Source organism: Pedobacter kyungheensis, assembly GCF_000812965.1.
GTDB classification, from domain to species: Bacteria; Bacteroidota; Bacteroidia; order Sphingobacteriales; family Sphingobacteriaceae; genus Pedobacter; species Pedobacter kyungheensis.
In genome coordinates this window covers 1-19,115 of sequence record NZ_JSYN01000018.1, presented here as the reverse complement: position 1 = coordinate 19,115, position 19,115 = coordinate 1, and the positions used below count along the sequence as shown (strand labels likewise).

The 19,115-nt window shown below is 39.3% G+C and carries 15 protein-coding genes; all 15 read left to right on the top strand.

Translation table 11 applies throughout. From position 1 onward, the window contains the following. Positions 1 to 18 precede the first annotated feature (18 nt). Positions 19 to 3,690, top strand: coding sequence for a DUF6443 domain-containing protein (locus OC25_RS15290; protein ID WP_082018616.1), 3,672 nt, complete (start codon positions 19 to 21; stop codon positions 3,688 to 3,690). An 8-nt stretch (positions 3,691 to 3,698) separates the two neighbouring features. Further along, the gene (locus OC25_RS15285) at positions 3,699 to 3,959 is read left to right on the top strand and encodes a hypothetical protein (RefSeq protein ID WP_039477681.1); all 261 of its coding nucleotides are present in this window, start codon (positions 3,699 to 3,701) and stop codon (positions 3,957 to 3,959) included. A gap of 275 nt (positions 3,960 to 4,234) precedes the next feature. After that, positions 4,235 to 4,372 carry an RHS repeat-associated core domain-containing protein gene (locus tag OC25_RS27360; protein WP_209435602.1) on the top strand — a complete coding sequence of 46 codons (138 nt, stop codon included), beginning with the start codon at positions 4,235 to 4,237 and terminating at the stop codon, positions 4,370 to 4,372. A 156-nt stretch (positions 4,373 to 4,528) separates the two neighbouring features. After that, positions 4,529 to 4,816, top strand: coding sequence for a hypothetical protein (locus OC25_RS15280; protein ID WP_039477680.1), 288 nt, complete (start codon positions 4,529 to 4,531; stop codon positions 4,814 to 4,816). 15 nt (positions 4,817 to 4,831) lie between these two features. Next, positions 4,832 to 5,203, top strand: coding sequence for a hypothetical protein (locus tag OC25_RS27950; protein ID WP_156131491.1), 372 nt, complete (start codon positions 4,832 to 4,834; stop codon positions 5,201 to 5,203). A gap of 428 nt (positions 5,204 to 5,631) precedes the next feature. After that, on the top strand, positions 5,632 to 6,303 hold the full coding sequence (locus tag OC25_RS15265; RefSeq protein ID WP_156131490.1) for a hypothetical protein: 672 nt from the start codon (positions 5,632 to 5,634) through the stop codon (positions 6,301 to 6,303). 219 nt (positions 6,304 to 6,522) lie between these two features. Further along, positions 6,523 to 7,077, top strand: a complete 555-nt coding sequence (locus tag OC25_RS15260) for a ribonuclease H family protein (protein WP_039477676.1) — start codon at positions 6,523 to 6,525, stop codon at positions 7,075 to 7,077. Between the two features lie 190 nt (positions 7,078 to 7,267). Further along, positions 7,268 to 7,546: a hypothetical protein gene (locus OC25_RS15255; RefSeq protein ID WP_039477675.1), complete on the top strand. Its 279-nt coding sequence runs from the start codon at positions 7,268 to 7,270 to the stop codon at positions 7,544 to 7,546. A 577-nt stretch (positions 7,547 to 8,123) separates the two neighbouring features. After that, complete coding sequence (locus OC25_RS15245) at positions 8,124 to 8,534, top strand: hypothetical protein (RefSeq protein ID WP_039477673.1); 411 nt, start codon at positions 8,124 to 8,126, stop codon at positions 8,532 to 8,534. 240 nt (positions 8,535 to 8,774) lie between these two features. Then, positions 8,775 to 9,119: a hypothetical protein gene (locus OC25_RS15240; RefSeq protein WP_156131489.1), complete on the top strand. Its 345-nt coding sequence runs from the start codon at positions 8,775 to 8,777 to the stop codon at positions 9,117 to 9,119. A gap of 830 nt (positions 9,120 to 9,949) precedes the next feature. After that, positions 9,950 to 10,135, top strand: coding sequence for a hypothetical protein (locus OC25_RS15230; protein ID WP_039477670.1), 186 nt, complete (start codon positions 9,950 to 9,952; stop codon positions 10,133 to 10,135). Between the two features lie 1,164 nt (positions 10,136 to 11,299). Beyond that, on the top strand, positions 11,300 to 12,466 hold the full coding sequence (gene porV / locus OC25_RS15225; RefSeq protein ID WP_039477669.1) for a type IX secretion system outer membrane channel protein PorV: 1,167 nt from the start codon (positions 11,300 to 11,302) through the stop codon (positions 12,464 to 12,466). A 76-nt stretch (positions 12,467 to 12,542) separates the two neighbouring features. Then, entirely contained in the window at positions 12,543 to 15,161 is a 2,619-nt protein-coding gene (locus OC25_RS15220) for a M60 family metallopeptidase (protein ID WP_082018614.1), read from the top strand. Between the two features lie 35 nt (positions 15,162 to 15,196). Further along, positions 15,197 to 18,067 carry an Ig-like domain-containing protein gene (locus OC25_RS15215; RefSeq protein WP_039477667.1) on the top strand — a complete coding sequence of 957 codons (2,871 nt, stop codon included), beginning with the start codon at positions 15,197 to 15,199 and terminating at the stop codon, positions 18,065 to 18,067. A 179-nt stretch (positions 18,068 to 18,246) separates the two neighbouring features. After that, positions 18,247 to 18,645: a VOC family protein gene (locus OC25_RS15210; RefSeq protein ID WP_039477930.1), complete on the top strand. Its 399-nt coding sequence runs from the start codon at positions 18,247 to 18,249 to the stop codon at positions 18,643 to 18,645. Positions 18,646 to 19,115 lie beyond the last annotated feature (470 nt).

Here is a 19,115-nt window from a genome sequence, read left to right as displayed (position 1 = left end):
CTATTTTAGCCCTCAATCATGAAAATACAATATAAATTCATCGCCCTTATTTTAACATTTGGTCTGTATGCAAACGCTATATTCGGACAGAATCGGAGCTATATTCAAGAGGATGTGGTAAAGGTCTCGGGAGTAACTACAGACGTTCAGGTTTTCGCACTCCCTCAAACAGACAGAACAACGACTCGGACCTATTTCGATGGTATGGGCAGGCCCGTTCAGTCTATCGCGGTTGGCGCAAGTCCTTCAGGAAAAGACATTGTACAGCCGATGGTTTATGACAACCTTGGAAGACAGGTAACCGGTTACCTGCCCTATGCTTCATCAAATGCCAGTGGCACATTCAGGACAAATGCAATATTGGAGCAATCAGGTTTTTATGCAACGAGCGGACAGAAAACAGCAGTTGATGCAAACCCCTATAGTCAGCAGCTCTTTGATAACAGCCCTATGCAGCGGATTCTTCAGGCAGGGTCAGTTGGCAGTGGATTCCAGATTGGAGAGCACCAGAACAGTTTTACCTACAGGACAAACCTTTCCAGCGAAACCATCCGCAGGTGGAATGCAGATGGCTCGGCTAACGGCAGCTTTGATGCCGGTACTCTTTCGGTAAATGGTGGCACCGATGGCGAAAATAGCCAAACGGTAACTTATACGGATAATAGTGGTAGAACCATACTAAAAAAACAGCTTTTGGATCAGGGAGGCACCACCTGGCTTGAAACCTATTATGTATATGATGATTTAGGCCAGTTGGTTTTCATTGTACCACCAAAAGCTGTTGCCCTGATGGGCAGCTATGGCAACTATAGCCTTCAGCAACCGGATGTTCAAAAGTTGCTTTTTATTTATGTTTATGATGAAAGGGGAAGGCCTGTAGAGCGGACTGCTCCGGGAGGCGGTACCAGCTATCTGGTGTACGATCCTTTCGATAGGTTAGTGCTGGCCCAGGATGCAAACTTACGCGCGCAACAGAAATGGAACTACATTAAATATGATAGCCGTAATACAGCTATAATACAGGGAATTTATTACAATAGCAGCTATACCAGCAGAGCTTCAATGCAGGGCTTTGTAAATGGACTAAGTTATGCCAATACCTACGAGGAGCGTAACGGGAACGGATCTTTGGGTTATTATACAAACAACTGTTTCCCGGTCAGTGATACAGAGCCTTTAGCCTATGGTTATTACGATGATTATGATTTGGACGGGAATGGTTCTGCTGACTATGCCTATCAGGGTCAGGGTATGGCAGGAGAGGCAGGTCAAGGCTCATATACCAATGGCTTGCCTACCATGATCAGGAAGAGAACTGTAGGCAGTGGTCTTTCCAATATTTGGCTAACCACGGTTATGTTTTACGATGCAAAGGGCAGGTTGATTCAGAGCCAGGGGAATAACCAGCTTAATACAGCTGTAAATAGCTTCAGTACTACTGTAGCCGATTTTACAGGTAAAGCACTGCGTAGCCGGGTTGTGCAGGTAGCAGCTGTAACTACAGTTGTACAAACTGAATACAGTTACGATCATCGCGATAGATTAAAGACAGTAGATGAATCGTACAACGGGGGAACACCGATAAGAACAGGCGCTTACGAATACAATGAGCTTGGTCAGCTCATAGACCGCAAACTACATAGTACAAACGGGGGAGCAAGTTACCTGCAATCTGTAGACTACCGTTACAATATACGGGGGCAGATAACCAGCATTAATAATAGTAGCCTGGTGGTTGATGATAGAAACGACGATAGCAACGATGTGTTTGGGATGGATCTGCTCTACAACCAAAGTGATAGTGGCATTGGCAACAGTGCTTATTTTAACGGGGCACTTGCTGCGGTGAAATGGAAAGTAAATGCCGCTGGTGTAGTTACCGGCAACGAGCGGAGTTATAAGTTTACTTACGATAAACTGTTGCGGTTAAATGCTGCTAATTATGCTGAGCGCAGTGGCGGTGGCAGCTGGGATAATAATGGCGCTTTTGATGAAAAAAATATCAGCTACGACCTGAACGGAAATATATTAACTTTACAGCGTAATGCCCTGCTAAGTGGCAGCATTGCGGCAGTAGATGACCTGAATTATAGTTACGATGGCAACCGGTTAAGTAATGTAAGCGATGGCAGCGGAGGGTCTTATGGGGTATTTGGTTTTAAGAACCTGACAGGATCTGGAACGGGTTATGATTACGATGCATCGGGCAATATGACCAGTGATGCCAAAAAGGGGATTAACCTGGATTACAATGTGCTGAACCTTACCGATAAGGTTACGGTAACTACAGCGGTTGGAAGGTACGTTACCTACACTTATGATGCAGGGGGAGGTCTCATTAGAAAACAGGCTTTTGATAACAACAGCCTGGTAAAAACTACCGATTATATTGGCGGTTTTGTTTACGAAGATAACGCATTGGCTTATTTTGGTATGGCAGAAGGCCGGGTGCGTAACAACAGCGGCACCCTAAAGCCCGAGTACATGATTAAAGACCAGCAGGGCAATGTTAGGGTGAGTTTTGAAGAGCAGGGCGGTGTTGCAGTGGTAAGGCAGGAGAACAGTTATTACCCTTTTGGCTTAACTATGCCCGGAAGTGTAACGCCAACAGCAGCCAACAAAAAACTGTATAACGGCGGGAGTGAATGGCAGAACGATTTTGGCGATTTACCGGATTTGCAGCAGACATTTTATAGGATGTATGATGCTGCAGTAGGAAGATTTATTGGGGCTGACCCTATTGCAGAGGCCAGCGAGAGCATGACAGTTTACCAGTATGCTTTAAATAACCCATTAATTTTTAATGATCCATTGGGAGATAAGGCAGATTACAGTGCATATTGGAATAATGTTATTTCTCAGATGCAAAGTGGCTATTCTGGACATTATTCAGCCAGTTCAGGATGGTCTACTTATGGCTCAGCTGAGGAAGCTTTTTATGCAGGTGCTGAAAATATGCAATCCAATAGACAGTGGGGATTATATTCGAAGTGGGCAACCGATTATGTATCAGCTGCAGAAGAATACAATCGCAGAGTTGGCGACGGAGCGCATGTGACTACGGACATTAAAGAAGGGTTTATACAGACGACAGCATGGTACAGAGATGCTAACGGAAATAAGACCACTGTAGATGGTAACAGCGCGTACGGCATAATATTTAAAGTTGGTACAAGTCCGAACGAAGGTTCTCCTGGACGAAAGGGAGTAGGTCAGCCAGGCTTAGTCGAAAGCATGATACCAATTTGGGGCAACGGAAGAGCAGCTATTGACCATTATCAGAATGGCGAATATTGGCAGGCAGCAGCTTACTCTGCATTGGCAGTTTCTGATGTTTTTATGGTTAAAGCTGCGATTGTAGCTGTTAGTAAAGGGGCTGTTAGTGCAGCTACTGTAGGTTTAGTCAGTGCAGCTGCTGAAAATACTGCGCCTCGTTCAATATCTTCTATCTCTGCTCACGCGGTTGACCAAGCTATAACCAGAGGGTTTAGATCGCCTGATATTCTAAAAATTGTCAGGGAAGGAACAGCAACTATGGGTAGAAGTAAATTTGGAAATGCTCAATGGCGATATATGCTCAATGGAAATACTGTTATTGTTAACGCTGAGAAGAATAGAGTAATTACTATGTTCAGCACTGCTGCCGGATCAGCAAATAAATATGGAGCAGGTTGGTTAAGATCTTTTTAAGAAAAAACATGAAAAATATAACTATAGCGATTAATCAGATTTTATCGGATTGGGATCCTTTAAATGTTGGAGAAAATACCTCGTTGGATGAGTACAGTAAATATGTCAATCATATATTGAGATACATTAACGATAAGGAGTCTTTAACCATTTACCTGGAGAAATTGCTTACTTACGACTTGGATACTGGTTATGATCCTACTAGCCGCGAACAGAAAAATTCAGTGGATCTTGTAGTAAAAAAGTTAAATGATTTAGTTTCCAATTAATTTCTCTTTTTGGATACCTATTATGTTTTATTGTCTGCCGTCCCCAAAACCTTCTTTTGTCGGATTATTCTCCTCGATATTTAAACAATTTTTACTGCCAAGCCTACAAATTAGAAGCGATATTTAAGTTTGATTTAAATTAGAAAATCATTTATTAAGTGATGGGTTAGTTCAGATTGATCAAAAATGGTTTGTTCAAGACTAAAAATGGTTTCTAAAGAGAAACGTATAATGATGGTGGTGCATGGCAGAACGATTTTGGCGATTTACCGGATTTGCAGCAGACATTTTACCGGATGTACGATGCGGCATTGGGAAGATTTATCGCAACCGACCCATTGGCTGAGGCCAGTGAAAGTATGACGGTTTATCAGTATGCGCTGAATAGCCCGCTGATCTTTAATGACCCTTAAGGAGACAAAGCTGCTGGTCCTGTTACCGGGCAATATGCTGATTTTTGGAATACTGCACTTGCTTATACCAAAAGTTATGGGGCATCTTGGAACAGCAGTTCTCGCTTTAGTGCATTTGGCTCTAATTTGGAGGGCTTTACCAGCGGTGCGGAGACAATGAGTAATAATGGTACCTGGGGCATGAACGGTTGGGCACAAGATTCTGCTTCACAGGCTTTTTATGAGGGAACAGGAATCCAGGCATTAAAACCAGATAAAGATGGTTATCTCACCTATGGGTCATTCTATAGAGATGCAAATAGCAATTCTATACAGAAAAACGGAGTGAGTGGTGAGTATAGGACATTTTATGCAGGTAACTCGAAACAAACATCAACAAATAATACGTCTTGGATAGATTTTGGATCATTAATTTCTAAGGCAAGTGGAAAAATTGGCGAATAGGGTGATAAGATTTCTGTGTATCAGTCATTTCTCGCTATTAATGGAGCTGCTGCAGAGAGGATTGTTATAGGTAGAGCTGCAACAAGCGCTGCTCGAGCGTATGTAGCTGCATTTTCAAGAAGTTTCCAAAATGTTTCTAAGGTAAACAATATACTTGGTGCGGCAGGAAAAGTTTTAGGAATTACGAGTGTAGTAACTTCTGTAGTGGAGCTCATGTCTGAAGATTTTAGTTATACCAATTTAGCTAAAGTAGGCATAAATGTAGCTTCACTATTTTTAAAAAGTAATCCAATTGGACTTGGAGTTTCTTTAACATTGGGAGTTTTAAATGCAACTGGGGTAACTGAAAAAGCATTAAATTATGTGTTTAATGAAAAAACAAATTAATATGAATATTGTAAAAATAATTTTTTTTCATATATACAATTCCTATTACAATGACGGTAGTTATCGAAACGATGTTCCTCATTGGACTGCTTTTGCAATTACAGCATGCTCACTGGCTTGTCTAATTGTTACCTTCGTTTGTGTAATAGTTAATTTAGTTACGGGAGGAAGGCCAACAGCTCTTCTATTATATCCAATTTTTCTAGTCTTGTTGATTTACTTTTTTTATAATATTTTGTTTAAAAAAAAATATCAAATAATTTATACACAGTTGATTGGTGGTAGATGGGATACCAAGATTATGAGATGTTTCAGTTGGATAATTATTTTGATCGGTTTTATTTCTGTTGGTTTATATGCATACATATTTAACCAAAAATAAACGCGATTATAGTTATTGCTCTTTCATTTTATTAATTAATTCCAATTTGAAACTCATTTTTATCGCTTACGTTTTTATTTTATTAACTTTTGTAGGGAAAGCTAATAACAAGCAAATTTCAGTAAACAGAATGATTGAGAAAAAATGGGTTCTTGAAAGTAAATTTAGTTCACCTTGGAAGGTTACTTTATTGCCAACATTTTTAGATTTTGAGAAAAAACAAAATTTTGCTCTTACTAGAAATATTGGAAATAAAAGTGAATCTGTACATCCTTATGTTATAACAAACGAGGAATTAAAAATAGGAAAAAATCTTATTCTAAAAATAATTGAACTAACTGAAAATAAACTACTAATAGAGTTAGATGGCATTCAATATACGTATTACCCTATTTTTCATGTATCCGCGATTCTTGATGCGAATAAATTTATTAAAAATTTTAAGGACAAAAAATGGAGCTATGGTGAGAGTGAATTACTTTTTACGAATAAGGAAGAAATGGCAATGAATGGGGTTATTGGTAGGGAAATGATAGAATTTATTGGAGGGAAAAAATATTTTGGAACTTACTATGTTGATCATTATGATAATAATCTGTTTTGCGTTTTTTTGATTGATGGTAAATTCCCTACTTTATATTATATAAAGCAATTTGATGAAAGTAAAATAGTTCTGATTTCCCCTAGTTCTATGCAGTTATTACTATTGGCAGAATAAGTTATCTTCCAAATTATGACTTCGGCTGGATGAAGCACTCGTGTCACTTGTTAAAATGTGTATTTCAATGAAACTGTACAGTCCGTTTCGGACCAAAACTGTACGCAAATTCGATTGCCGGGAGGCAGCCTAAATTGTTCCTTTCCCTCTCAACTGTAGTTAAAGCAATGCCCAATTGTTTTGTTAAGTTTACTAATTACATTTTCGTTATATTGCTATATGCAAGAACCAAAAAAAGATAGTATTCCGAGATCTATTCTTAAAGAAGGGAATACTATTCGTGCTGATTTAAATCATCCTAAAGGAAAAGGAAAAATGTTGTTTATAAGCCCGAAATGTTCGGTTATAGGAATCAGCAATTCTCCTCACTTATTATTCGCAACTCCCGACTTTTATGATGGGGATCTGCCCTTTGAGTTAAGGAAGCATATATATATGATTAAAGAACTTGTCTTCCAGCCTACATTTCGTGCTAATTTAATGCAAAAACCAGAATACTACGCGATACCTGTTTGGTTATCTAAATTCAAGACATTGGAAGAGATCAGATTTCGATATGTAAAATTAGAGGGTTTAGAGTATTTGATAGATCTCCCAATTCATCATATAATTTTAGAGCATGTTAAATATACTGACAATAAAACATTGTTAGTGAACATTAAAAAGTTTAAATATCTAAAAGAAATTTCCTATGACCAATCATTGCCGGCAGAAATCATAAGTTCTATTAATAGATTAAAAATTAGATGCACAATTATTAAAGATGTTGACTAGGCTATCCATATATAACCCCTGTTACATTTTTTAATGTTTTGGCCTATAGGCATCATGTTGTCTAGTGCAACACAACATGATAAAAAGGAATTTATCAATTCATTTTGTACAATGCCCATTGTCAAAAAGCTTATACTACAGCAATCGAACACGACGGCTCTGCTTTCAATTGATCAATACTCAAGAGACAATGAAAACCCTCGGTTATGTTAAGACTGCCGGGAAATACTTAGGAGCTGCAGGTCAAGTGCTAAACACGGGTGTTTATCTTAATAAAGCTTTTAGTTCGAAAGAGCACCTTACAACTGGCGATCATGTTGGTTTTTGGGCTGGAACTGGTGTATTTGCTGCTGCAATGATGTTTATTAATCCGGTAACAGCAGGTATAACACTAGGATATGGTGCATTGGAACTAGGATCCTGGCTTTATAATGGAAAGTCCATTGAGCAGAATATTTTTGACAAGTAAAGATATAAACAAATGATATTAGATTTTTTAATGTTTGTAACCTATCGGTTTTTAACACGTATGAAAAGGTTCAGTCCAAAAAATATTGTACTTCGGACTTTTAACATCGTTTCAGTTATGATTGCAAACATAGTCTTGTTTCTTTTTTCTATAATTTTTATGTTTCTAATTAAGTTAAAGGCAATCAATTATGGAGCGCCGTTAGTTATTGCTTTAGTATGTTTATTATGGTTGCTTGTTTTTATTGTGGTACGGCGGAAGTACAGAAAAGTATTTAGGAAAGCAATGAGGGAAAGAATTGGCAAATATCCATTTAGTGAAGGGAAAAATACAGTTTTGTTTTTTTGTTGTTTTTTTGGGTCCTTTATCATAATTGGGTGTGGTGTTTTATTTTTAAGAAGACTTATTTATGGAATATCTTGAGTCGTTTTGAACAATTCGTTTTTTAGTGCCGATTGGCGCAGGTGTCAGTGTCACTTATTTCTCGGCAAGATGAGGTATGATACTTCAGCGGTAATATAAATCACATGCAAATGATCTTATGTGGCATGTTCACTGACAATCTTAAGCGCGAATTATGATGAAAATAAAAAAGGCTTATTATTACTTGTTTTATAAGTTTTACAAATTTGGGGAATGGTCTCCATCAGTTTTACCGAGTGATTTTACTGCGACTTTTGCAATCGCTTGCCTTGAAATATTGTTATTAATCTCCTTAAAATTTTATTATATCGAATTTTTTGATAGAAATGATACTTTTGTTTTCAGTTCCTTGCAAACCTTGATACCACTTTCCGGTGTTGTAATTGTAAATTATTACGCATTTTTAAATAATAAAAGTTGGAAAACTTATGTTCAAAAGTTTGATAAATGGCCCGAACATAAAAACTTAATAGGTACATGGGCTGTAATCCTATTTGTTGCATTTGTTTTTGGTAATCTTGCACTTGCCTTTCATATCATGGGAAAAATTACTGGAATAGAATAAAGATAAATTTAGGTTGAATTTCCTCATGGGCGATAAGAATCTTATGAATTTGTAGCGCTGTCACTTTATAGTTTGTTACGGTTGTATATTATGCAATGGGTAGCAAGCTACATAGATGATGTTGACTCTTCGTTTAGCTTGGAATTTATAGGCTTGATAAAGCTGTCGGAAAAACATATAAGATATACTAAGATGAAGCGTCTATTTAAATTTTATTTTCTAAATTATTACAGCTTTTTTATGGGAAGAAATATTGATAAAAACTTTTCGATTACCAGGGCATTAAACTTAATTCTAGTTGAACTAGTCTTTCTCGTATTTACCGTGCTTATATTTGCGTTTAAATGTTTTCCTTCTTGGAGAAACGTACTGCCTGTTATTAAGCGATATAGCCCAGTTTATTTTATTATTCTAATTGCCGTTTTTTCTCTGCATTATTTTTTATCTAAATTTCTTAAAGAATTAGTTAATGATGAAGTGCAGTTAAATGTTTATACTAAAATGCCTAAAGCAAAGCAGATTGTGTTTTCAACTTTGATTGTGGTTTTTTTACTTTTTTTAGTTGTTGTAATTATTAAGTTTTAGCATTTGTATTAATAGTTTTTTATTTTGATATATCTTGTGTAAAATTAAATTCAGGGCAGACAACTATGAGCGAAAATAGGTAGGTAATATTGCAAAAATGTCTCTACAAAACTGATAAGTAAACTGTATCAAATAGTATTAATACTTATCTTTATACTAGTCAATTACAGTCAAATAGTGGCAAAAAAATGGTGAGCAAATAGTGAGTAGGCGATGGTGATATGATTAATGGGAAAGTACATCCAGCTAAATTTGCAGCAGATGGAATGATGACATTAGTAGGGATTTATGGTGGGCCAGTTGGCGCGGGGCTCTCCGTGGTATATTTTGTAGTAGGTGCTTATGCTAAAGGAAGGGCAAGAGACTACCAAGGCACATGAAAAGGATTTGATGTGGCATGTTCACTGACAATCTTAAGCACGAATTATGATGAAAATAAAAAAGGCTTATTATTACTTGTTTTATAAGTTTTACAAATTTGGGGAATGGTCACCATCAGTATTCCCGAGTGATCTAACGGCGACTTTGGCCATTATTTTTTTAGAATTATCTACATGGGCTTCCTTTAAAATATATTACAAATTTTTTCACAGAGGATACTATGTCGATTTTTTTTCTTTTCAGGAACTGATACCATTGATTTGCATTATTTTGATAAACTATTTTGCATTTGTGCATGATCAAACGTGGAAAAAGTATTTTAAGAAATTTGAAGGCCTGTCTAAAGAGCAGAATTCAAAAGGAACTTTTAGGGTAGCGTTAATTATTTTTATATTGTTGATCAATTTTTCTTTTTCCTTGTACGTTATTGGAAGAATAAATGGGTTTTATTGATTAATTCTAATTTGAAACTCACTCTTACAGCTTGTATTTTTATTTTATTAACTTTTGCAGGGAAAGCTAATAATGAACAAGTTTCAGTAAAAAAAATGATTGAGAAAAAATGGGTTCTTGAAAGTAAATTTAGTTCACCTTGGAAGGTTACTTTATTGCCAACATTTTTAGATTTTGAGTAAGAACAAAATTGTGCTCTGACGACATAAACCAATTTGATTGACCCTATCCTGCTAATTTTATTGCATAGCAAAATCAGCCATTAATTAGGCTCTTTCTGATTAGTTGTTTTTGATAAAGAGGGATCAATATGCTCTGGTTTATCTGTGTTACGCAAAACTGACAAGTAAATTGTATCAAATAGTATTAATACTAATCAATTACAGTCAAATAGTGAGCAGGCGATGGTGATATGTTTTAAAAAACTAATTATCAAAGATATACATATGGTGTTCGAGGCCCGTCCATTCCGCAACAAAAGCCTTAACTTGAAAAAGTTGAGGCTTTTTTGTTTTTAGCCCCTTTGCTAATTATCATGCGTGGCGTGTGGCAGCTTACCAGAAAGTTCCTGTTGGCCTATGCACCTACACGCTGAATCACTACAATGGGCTGTTGGCCTGCAAGCGCAAAATTCCTGAATGAAATAAAGCACAAACGTTTGCGTGTAAAGCACTCATTTTCACAGGCAAGCCTTAGCCTGTTAGATCTCCAATCTTTTTTGTCGATTATTTGTTTCGATCATTTTATTATTTTGTAATAATAAATTTACATCTGCTGTTCCTTTCGCAAATAATCAGGAAAGTGTGGTACTAAATGCCAGATTTTGAAAATGGTACACAGACTTTATTGATTTTTACTTTTTACACTGCTGCGTTGCATCATTCTTGAAAGTTTTATGGCAGATATGAAATATAATCTATAGGATTTATAGCACTTAAATACCTTTCTGAAGGCGATTCGCCACTAAACAAACGTTTGTGCTATCTTTTCTCTTTCGCATAAATCAAATGTAACTAGCTTTGAATAAGGTCTCTAACTAAGATCAATACCAATCCTAACAAACATTTTAATAAGCTAACCAAACAAATGAATTGCTGGTAACAATCGGGTAAACGATTAATAAATATTGCAAGAGCTAACATCTTGAAACAATTATCCTGTTGAAATAACGGACAGATACAGTATTGCCTAAAATCGACTGTTTTATTTTGTTTCATGTTACGCAAATGGTGATTCATGTAATCGTTTATCGAAATAAAAAGTTGGGACTGGTATGGGATTAAGGAGACTGAAGGTGATAGTTTTTTTGAATAAGTGCCAGAAATTTTAAACCCATAATCTAAACAATGAATAGAATATTTTTCCTTTTAACCTTAATTGCTTTAGTTGTTACAGACGTAGCTGCCCAGCAGGCAGGAGATATAAATGGAAACAGAACCAATAGCCTGATTGCTGCAGCTCCCTTTTTACGGATTACGCCAGGTGCGCGTATTGGTGGCATGGGGAATGCCGGGGTGGCTGTAGAGGCCGATGCACATTCGGCTGCCATTAATGCTGCATCGATGGCCTACCTTCCTGAGGGGTCGACAGGGGTAGGATTAACTTATACACCCTGGATGCGCAATCTGGTGCCCGACATGAACCTTTCTTTCCTGAGCGGTTATCGCAATCTGGATGGGCGCAATACCATAGGCGCTTCGCTGAGGTACTTCTCTATGGGCTCAGTTAATCTTACTGATGATAACTCGCAGGAGCTTGGTACTGCACGCCCCAGCGAGTTTGCAGCTGATATTACCTATGCCAGGAGTTTTGGAAAAGAATTCGCACTCGGTGGAAGTATTCGTTTCATCAACAGCAGTTTATTTACCGGCGTAACCATGTCAGGTGTGCAAACCGGACCCGGAAGGGCTTTGGCTGCCGATATATCTGGCATCTACAGAAAAGAAGTAATGATGTTTGGCGGACCAGCAAATTGGTCGGTAGGGATAAACATATCCAACATTGGCACAAAAATGAGTTACAGCAATACCGGGCAGCAATATTTTTTACCAACAGAGCTCAAGCTTGGCTCCGCAGTTGCCTTTATTGGCAATGAAAGTAAGCTAACCCTTGCCTTAGATGTAAATAAACTGCTTATACCTACCCAGCCCGTTTATTCGCCAGATGGCAAGATTATTAGTGGAAAAGACCCCAACAGGTCTGTTCCGGCAGGGATTTTTGGCTCGTTTAACGATGCTCCCGGAGGTTTTAACGAAGAACTCAGAGAAATAGGCCTCTCAACCGGACTCGAATTGCTGTATAAAGATATGATGGTTTTTCGTGCCGGCTATAACTATCAGGACGTACAGAAAGGTGATGGCAGCTATTTTACCCTCGGAGCAGGATTCAGATATCAGATATACAGTATCGATATGTCATACCTGGTAACCTCCGAAAGAAGCAACCCACTGGCCAATACTTTGCGATTTGGCCTTGCTGTAAATTTTCTTCCCCGAAAACTAAATAAAAACTAAACCAACCGCCTGATTAAGGCGTGATGCTGAAAGGCAAGCATAAATTCCTTATTATTTAAATTTAAACCCTAACCAGATGAAAAAACGATTACTCTCTTTTCTCGCAATGTTATTGCTCTGTGCAATTGCAAATGCCCAAAACCCGGTCACCATTACCGCCGCCGCTTCAAAACGGCCATCGCAAAGTGGTAGCGAAATTACTAAAGCCTTTGATGGCAACTTAACCACCATTTACCACTCTAACTGGTCGTTAAATGCGATGCCAGATACGGTAGATTTTTATTTTGTTGGTGTAAAAAGCATTAACAAAGTAGATTATACACCAAGGCAATCGGGGCCAAACGGTATCTGGACCACTGTAGATGTTTATTACGCCACGTCCGATGCGCCTTCGGTTTTTGTAAGCAAGCTAAGCAATATCAGCTGGGCCCAAAATAACACCGTAAAAACGATCGATATGACAGCCAGTCCGATTGTAAGGCCTTACATCGTGCGTTTTGTGATCAGGGCCGCCGGGGGTAATTTTTCGAGTTGTGCTGAAATCAATTTTAGCTCTGCCGAAACCGGACCGTTCGTTCAGCCTCTAGATTGCGACAATCCGATAGCAGAAGATTTTACCGCCTATTCGGATATTAAACTCGGCATTTCGAGTGCAAGCGTAAGCCCGGCGGCAAATGGCGGCGAAGATATATCGCGTACTTACGATAACAACACCGCTACTTTATACCATTCTAGTTATGCCGGTGGTGGATTTCCGATGAGCTTAACCTATAATTTTACTGCCAATCCAACTATCGATTATATCAGCTATGTACCCAGGCAGGATGGCGGCTCCAATGGTATTTTTGGTACAGGCGAAATCTGGTATAAAACCACCACACAAACTACCTTAACAAAATTAATGAATTTTGATACCGGTTTCAGTTCTGCAGCCTATCAGATCAGTTTTCCAACAGCATTAACCAATGTTACCCAAATTGTGGTTAAAGTGCTTACAGGTAAAAACAATTTTGCCAGTTGTGCCGAAATGCAATTCTACCAGAAAAATAGTGCTGGTAATTTGTACACCAATATTTTTGCCGACGATTTGCATACTACATTGAAGCCCGGAATTACCCAAACCGATATCGATGCAATTGCCTCACCATTTTTTAAATCTTTGGCACAGTGTATTTTCAACAACAGCTATAATAAGAAATACCGTGTGCAGACCTACGATTTTTATCCAAATCCGGGAACTGTAGAAGGCATATTAAAAACAAGCGGCTTAAACAGGGTCGAGAACCCAACTGGTATTGCTTTTAAGGCCAATACCAAAGCTATTGTTTTTGTTGGCGATACTTATGGGGTAAATCCACAATTAATAATTAAAGATTTTGGATTGGATTACAGTGCCACTACCGATAGTTACCCCTTGAAAAAAGGGGTAAACATTGTCAATGTGCTACACGATGGATTAGCCTACATTGGTTATTTTAGCGATAGTCCAAATCTGCAGCCCGTACAGATTAACATTACTACGGGGCAGGTAAACGGATATTACAATCCTTTAACCGATACCAACGAGCAATGGACCCAGATGCTGCTTAACGGCGTGTATTCGAAACTGGATATTAAAGGAACCTATGTTAATTTAAATCTGAACAAAAATATCCTCATAAGCAATTCAGCATCGAGTGGAAAAGCACTGGTTGTGGCTTACGATACCATTGTGCACAACGAGTATACCTTAAATGGCCTTACCAAATATAACAGGGTGCCTAAAAATCACATGTTTTTCAGGTCGATAACTGGTGATGGAAACCCCAATGCAGGTGGCGATGGCGTAAACTATCCCATTGGTGTGGGGGGGGACGGTTCCAACCTGGCAAGTCCGACAGGTGTTTTTAAAGATCCATGGGGCATTGCTCACGAGTTTGGACACAATAACCAGGTTAGACCGGGCGCCAGATGGATCGGTATGACCGAGGTTACCAATAATGTGAATTCGGCCTGGATACAATATTTATACAGTACCAACTATTTAAATACAACGAGGCTCGAAAAAGGTAACGATGTGCCAAAAGCGGGTGCTGCCAGCTTGTATGGAGGCCGCTACGGATCGTTGTTTGATAATTGTCTGATCCAGAAAAAACACATGGAGGCACAGGGTGATGTTTTTGTGAGGTTGGTACCTTTATGGCAATTGGAATTGTATTACCAGCTTGCAGGTGCAAGTAAAAATCTGCCTACCATGCAACAACGCTTATCGGGTACGCCAGCTCCGGTTGGGCAGCCAGATGTGGCCTTTTGGTATTGCGATGTGCTGGAAAAAATGCGTACAACCAGTCAGACCGGACTAAACGAAGGTCAGTTATTGCTTAATTTTGTAAGTGCCACCTGCGATGCCGTTCATGAAGATTTGACCGATTTCTTTGTTAAAAGCGGTTACCTTTTACCAATTGACCTCGATATCGACGATTATTCTATAAAGCGACTAACCATTACACAAGCGCAGATTGATGCATTAATTGCCGCTGTACAGGCTAAAGGATATCCAAAGCCAGTATCTCCGGTTTTAAATTACATTTCGGCAAATACCATAAATACATTTAAAAACCTTACACCCTTGGCAACAACAGCTGTTGCTACAGTTGGTGTAACGGTAAATACCAACACCTTAAAATCGATAATACCAAATGGGCCAATGCAGTAGCCTTCGAAACCTATAACCAAAAAGTACTTACCGATGTGGCTATTTATGGTGCCGGAGAAGCAACTACTGCAAACGCAACTACAACCGTTCAATATGGTGCAGGCTCTACAAGTGTTTATGCAATTGGATACGATGGCGCAAGAAAATTAGTTTATCCGGCTGTTGATGTGGCTAACCTGTTGCCAACAGTATCGATTACTGCGCCAGTGAACAATGCAGTAGTTACAGTAGGCGATAGTGTTGTAATTAACGCCAATGCCACCGATGCGGATGGAACTATTGCTAAAGTAGAATTTTATCAGGGCAACACACTTTTGGGTCAATCAACCACTGCACCTTATAGCTTTACCTGGAATAATCCTGCTGCGGGAAATTATAATCTTACTGCTAAAGCAACAGATAATAATAATGGAACAACTGTATCAGACACGGTTAAGGTTACCATTAATACCTTGCCAACAGTAGCCATTAGCTCGCCTGCAAATAATGCGGTATTTACTGCAGGAACAAATGTTACTATCGAAGCCAATGCGGCTGATGCAGATGGAACAATTAGCAAAGTAGAATTTTATCAGGGCAATACCTTATTGGGGCAATCAACTACTGCGCCATATAGCTTTACCTGGAATAATCCTGCTGCGGGAAATTATAGCCTTATTGCAAAGGCAACAGATAATAATAATGGAACAACTGTATCAGACACGGTTAAGGTTACCGTTAATACCTTACCGACAGTGGCCATCAACTCGCCGGCAAATAATACGGTATTTACTGCCGGAACAAATGTTACTATCGAAGCCAATGCAGCCGATACTGACGGAACTATTGCTAAAGTAGAATTTTATCATGGAAGCACCTTATTGGGGCAATCAACTACTGCACCTTATAGCTTTACCTGGAATAATCCTGCAGCCGGAGGTTATAACCTTACTGCAAAGGCAACCGATAATAATGGAGGTACAATTGTGTCAGACACGATTAAGATTACCGTAAATATTTTGCCAACAGTAGCCATTAGTTCGCCGGGAAATAATGCTGTATTTGCTGCCGGAACAAATGCTACTATCGATGCCAATGCGGCCGATAGCGATGGAACTATTGCTAAAGTAGAATTTTATCAGGGCAGTACCTTATTGGGGCAATCAACTACTGCGCCATATAGCTTTACCTGGAACAATCCAGCTGCCGGAAATTATAGCCTTACTGCCAAGGCAACCGATAATAATGGAGGTACAACCACATCAGACATTGTTATAGTTACCATAAACACCTTGCCAACAATAACCATTAGCTCACCAGCATACGCTGCTGCATTTACCGCAGGAACAAATGTTACCATTACCGCCAATGCTACTGATAGCGACGGAACAATCAGCAAAGTAGAGTTTTATGAAGGCAGTACGCTTTTAGGTCAATCTACTACTGCACCATATAGTTATACCTGGAATACTCCCAACACCAGATTTTACAACATCACGGCAAAGGCCACCGATAATAATGGAGGAACAGCAGTTGCAGATACGGTGAGGATTAAGATAAATGCCATACCAGCGGTGGCTATCACGTCGCCAACAAACCTTGCAACCATTCCAGCAGGTGCAAATTTTATTATAAAAGCCGATGCCAGCGATACAGATGGTTCAATTGCTAAAGTAGAGTTTTATCAGGGTAGCACACTTTTAGGTCAGGCAGCAACTAGCCCATATAGTTTCATGTGGAACAATGCCCCGGCTGGAACCTATGCACTTACCGCAAAGGCAACCGATGATAATGGCGCAACAGCCTTATCTGCAGTTGTAAATGTTACGGTTAGCGCAGCGCCAACAGTGGCAATTACTGCTCCGTTAAACAACGCATCATTTTCTGCAAATTCAAACATTACCATTAATGCCAATACTACCGGCACAATTACTAAAGTAGAATTTTATCAGGGCGCTGCATTAATAGGGCAATCAACCTCGGCACCGTATGCAGTAGTATGGAATAATGTTTCGCCAGGCATGTACACGCTTACCGCAAAAGCATTCGATAATTTAGGCCGGATTGCTACGGCTGCAACAGTTAATGTGAAGGTAAACCCTGCACAAGCTTTAGCCCTTAATCCGGTAGCCGATGCTTTTGTTCGCGATGGGCTTTTCGCTGGCGCCAATAGCGGAAATTCGAAAAGCCTCGATGTAAGCAGCGATAACTGGTCGTTTTTAAGAGAATCTTACCTGCGTTTTGATTACAGCGCATTTACTGGTTCGGCAGTAAACAGCGCAAAAATCAGGGTATATGCTTCCCGTGTTGAGGTTAATCCATCAAGAACCATATCAGTGTTTGGCTTATCAAATACAATCTGGGGCGAAAGCACCATTACCTGGAACAATAAACCTGCAGAAAGCGGTACACCACTGGGTAGTTATACCGTTAACAATACAGCACGTGCCTGGTACGAACTGGATGTAACTGCCTATATCAACAGCCAGCTGGCTTTAGGTAAAAAAATCATTTCTATCAGGCTCGTTAATCAGGGCGCAAAAGGATCGGGTAACCTGGTAACCTTTAATTCGCGCGAAGCTAACAACAATAGGCCCGAATTATTACTCAATAAGGAAGCCAGTGCTGCGGGTACGGATGAGTTTTCGCTGGGCAACGAGATCAGCAATACCATTGGCTCGTTGCTGGGATTAAAAATTACGGCCTGGCCAAATCCAAGTACAACCGGATTTAAAGTGCAGGTAGAAAGCCCTAGTAACGAAGCATTGCAATACAGGGTATATAATATAGCGCAGCAATTGGTTAAAGAAGCTAAAATAGCTGCTACCGATCAGTTAACTTTTGGTTCCGAGCTCCCTGCCGGCGTGTATTTGGTAGAAGTACGTCAGGGTACAGAAAGAAAGGTGGTGAAAGTAATTAAGTTATAACCTTTAGTTTTGAAGATTAACAAAAAGAGAGTGCCTTAAAAGCACTCTCTTTTTGTTTGTGATCGATTTTAATCCCGCTTAGCTCAAGTTTGGCACAAATGCTGTTCAATTTTAGCCCGAATGCACCCCATCAAAAGCGTGGTTATTACTTATTTTTGATAAAACAAAAACATCATATTATGAAAACGAGAAAGATATGGGCCAATTTGGCTGTAAACGATTTGGAGCAAACAACCAGGTTTTATTCTGCAATTGGCTTTAAGCCCAATGGTTCATCTAAAGATTTAACCAGCTTTTTGGTAGGCGAAAGTAATTTCGTCATTCATTTCTTTTTAAAGGATGTGCTTAAACCCAATATTCATGGCGATATCGTCGACCTGAAGCATGGAAATGAAGTGGTATTTACCCTTTCCGCTGGTAGCAAAGCCGAAGTAAACGAATGGGCCAAAGAAATTGAAAAGGCAGGAGGGAAGCTGGTTTCTCAGCCGGAAGAATTTGGAGAGGGCTATTATGGTTTTGTTTTCTGCGATCCCGATGGACATAAGTTTAACGTATTCTATATGGAGGGGCTGGTGTAAAACAGGCTGGGGAAAGCTATTCCTCAGTTAATAAGTATATCATTACCATCAGCAAAGCAAGTTCCTGTGCATTGTAGCATGTGGTCGTCCTGCTATTCCTTCAAGTCCTCACTCGTACCTCGCTCCGGGCTTTACGTTCTATCACCTGCCTGCTGCAGGCAGGGGTTTAAGTGGCACAGCCTGTGCAAAACACTCCTTCAAGGTGCCCAAAAACAAAAAATCACTCTCAACCCTTAATTTCCTTAACTCCTTAATGGTAAAAAAACGGCTGGCCTGGGCCTAAAAATCCCCATATAACAGCCCAATCCCCCAATTGTTTTATCCCGATGAATATTATTTTCAGCTGTAAACCAATTATTTAGCATAAACCTGCCGATAAAACAGCCAAAAGCCTTTGCGTGGGTATTAATTTTTTCTACCTTTGCAACCCGCTCGGAAGGAGAGGGCAATAAACTGAAAAGCTGGCAATA

Excerpts from the sequence above, each read along its gene's own strand:
- OC25_RS15290 (WP_082018616.1), top strand. The coding sequence starts at position 19 with ATGAAAATACAATATAAATTCATCGCCCTTATTTTAACATTTGGTCTG.
- OC25_RS15285 (WP_039477681.1), top strand. The coding sequence starts at position 3,699 with ATGAAAAATATAACTATAGCGATTAATCAGATTTTATCGGATTGGGAT.
- OC25_RS15280 (WP_039477680.1), top strand. The coding sequence starts at position 4,529 with ATGAGTAATAATGGTACCTGGGGCATGAACGGTTGGGCACAAGATTCT.
- OC25_RS15260 (WP_039477676.1), top strand. The coding sequence starts at position 6,523 with ATGCAAGAACCAAAAAAAGATAGTATTCCGAGATCTATTCTTAAAGAA.
- OC25_RS15255 (WP_039477675.1), top strand. The coding sequence starts at position 7,268 with ATGAAAACCCTCGGTTATGTTAAGACTGCCGGGAAATACTTAGGAGCT.
- OC25_RS15245 (WP_039477673.1), top strand. The coding sequence starts at position 8,124 with ATGATGAAAATAAAAAAGGCTTATTATTACTTGTTTTATAAGTTTTAC.
- OC25_RS15240 (WP_156131489.1), top strand. The coding sequence starts at position 8,775 with ATGGGAAGAAATATTGATAAAAACTTTTCGATTACCAGGGCATTAAAC.
- porV (WP_039477669.1), top strand. The coding sequence starts at position 11,300 with ATGAATAGAATATTTTTCCTTTTAACCTTAATTGCTTTAGTTGTTACA.
- OC25_RS15220 (WP_082018614.1), top strand. The coding sequence starts at position 12,543 with ATGAAAAAACGATTACTCTCTTTTCTCGCAATGTTATTGCTCTGTGCA.
- OC25_RS15210 (WP_039477930.1), top strand. The coding sequence starts at position 18,247 with ATGAAAACGAGAAAGATATGGGCCAATTTGGCTGTAAACGATTTGGAG.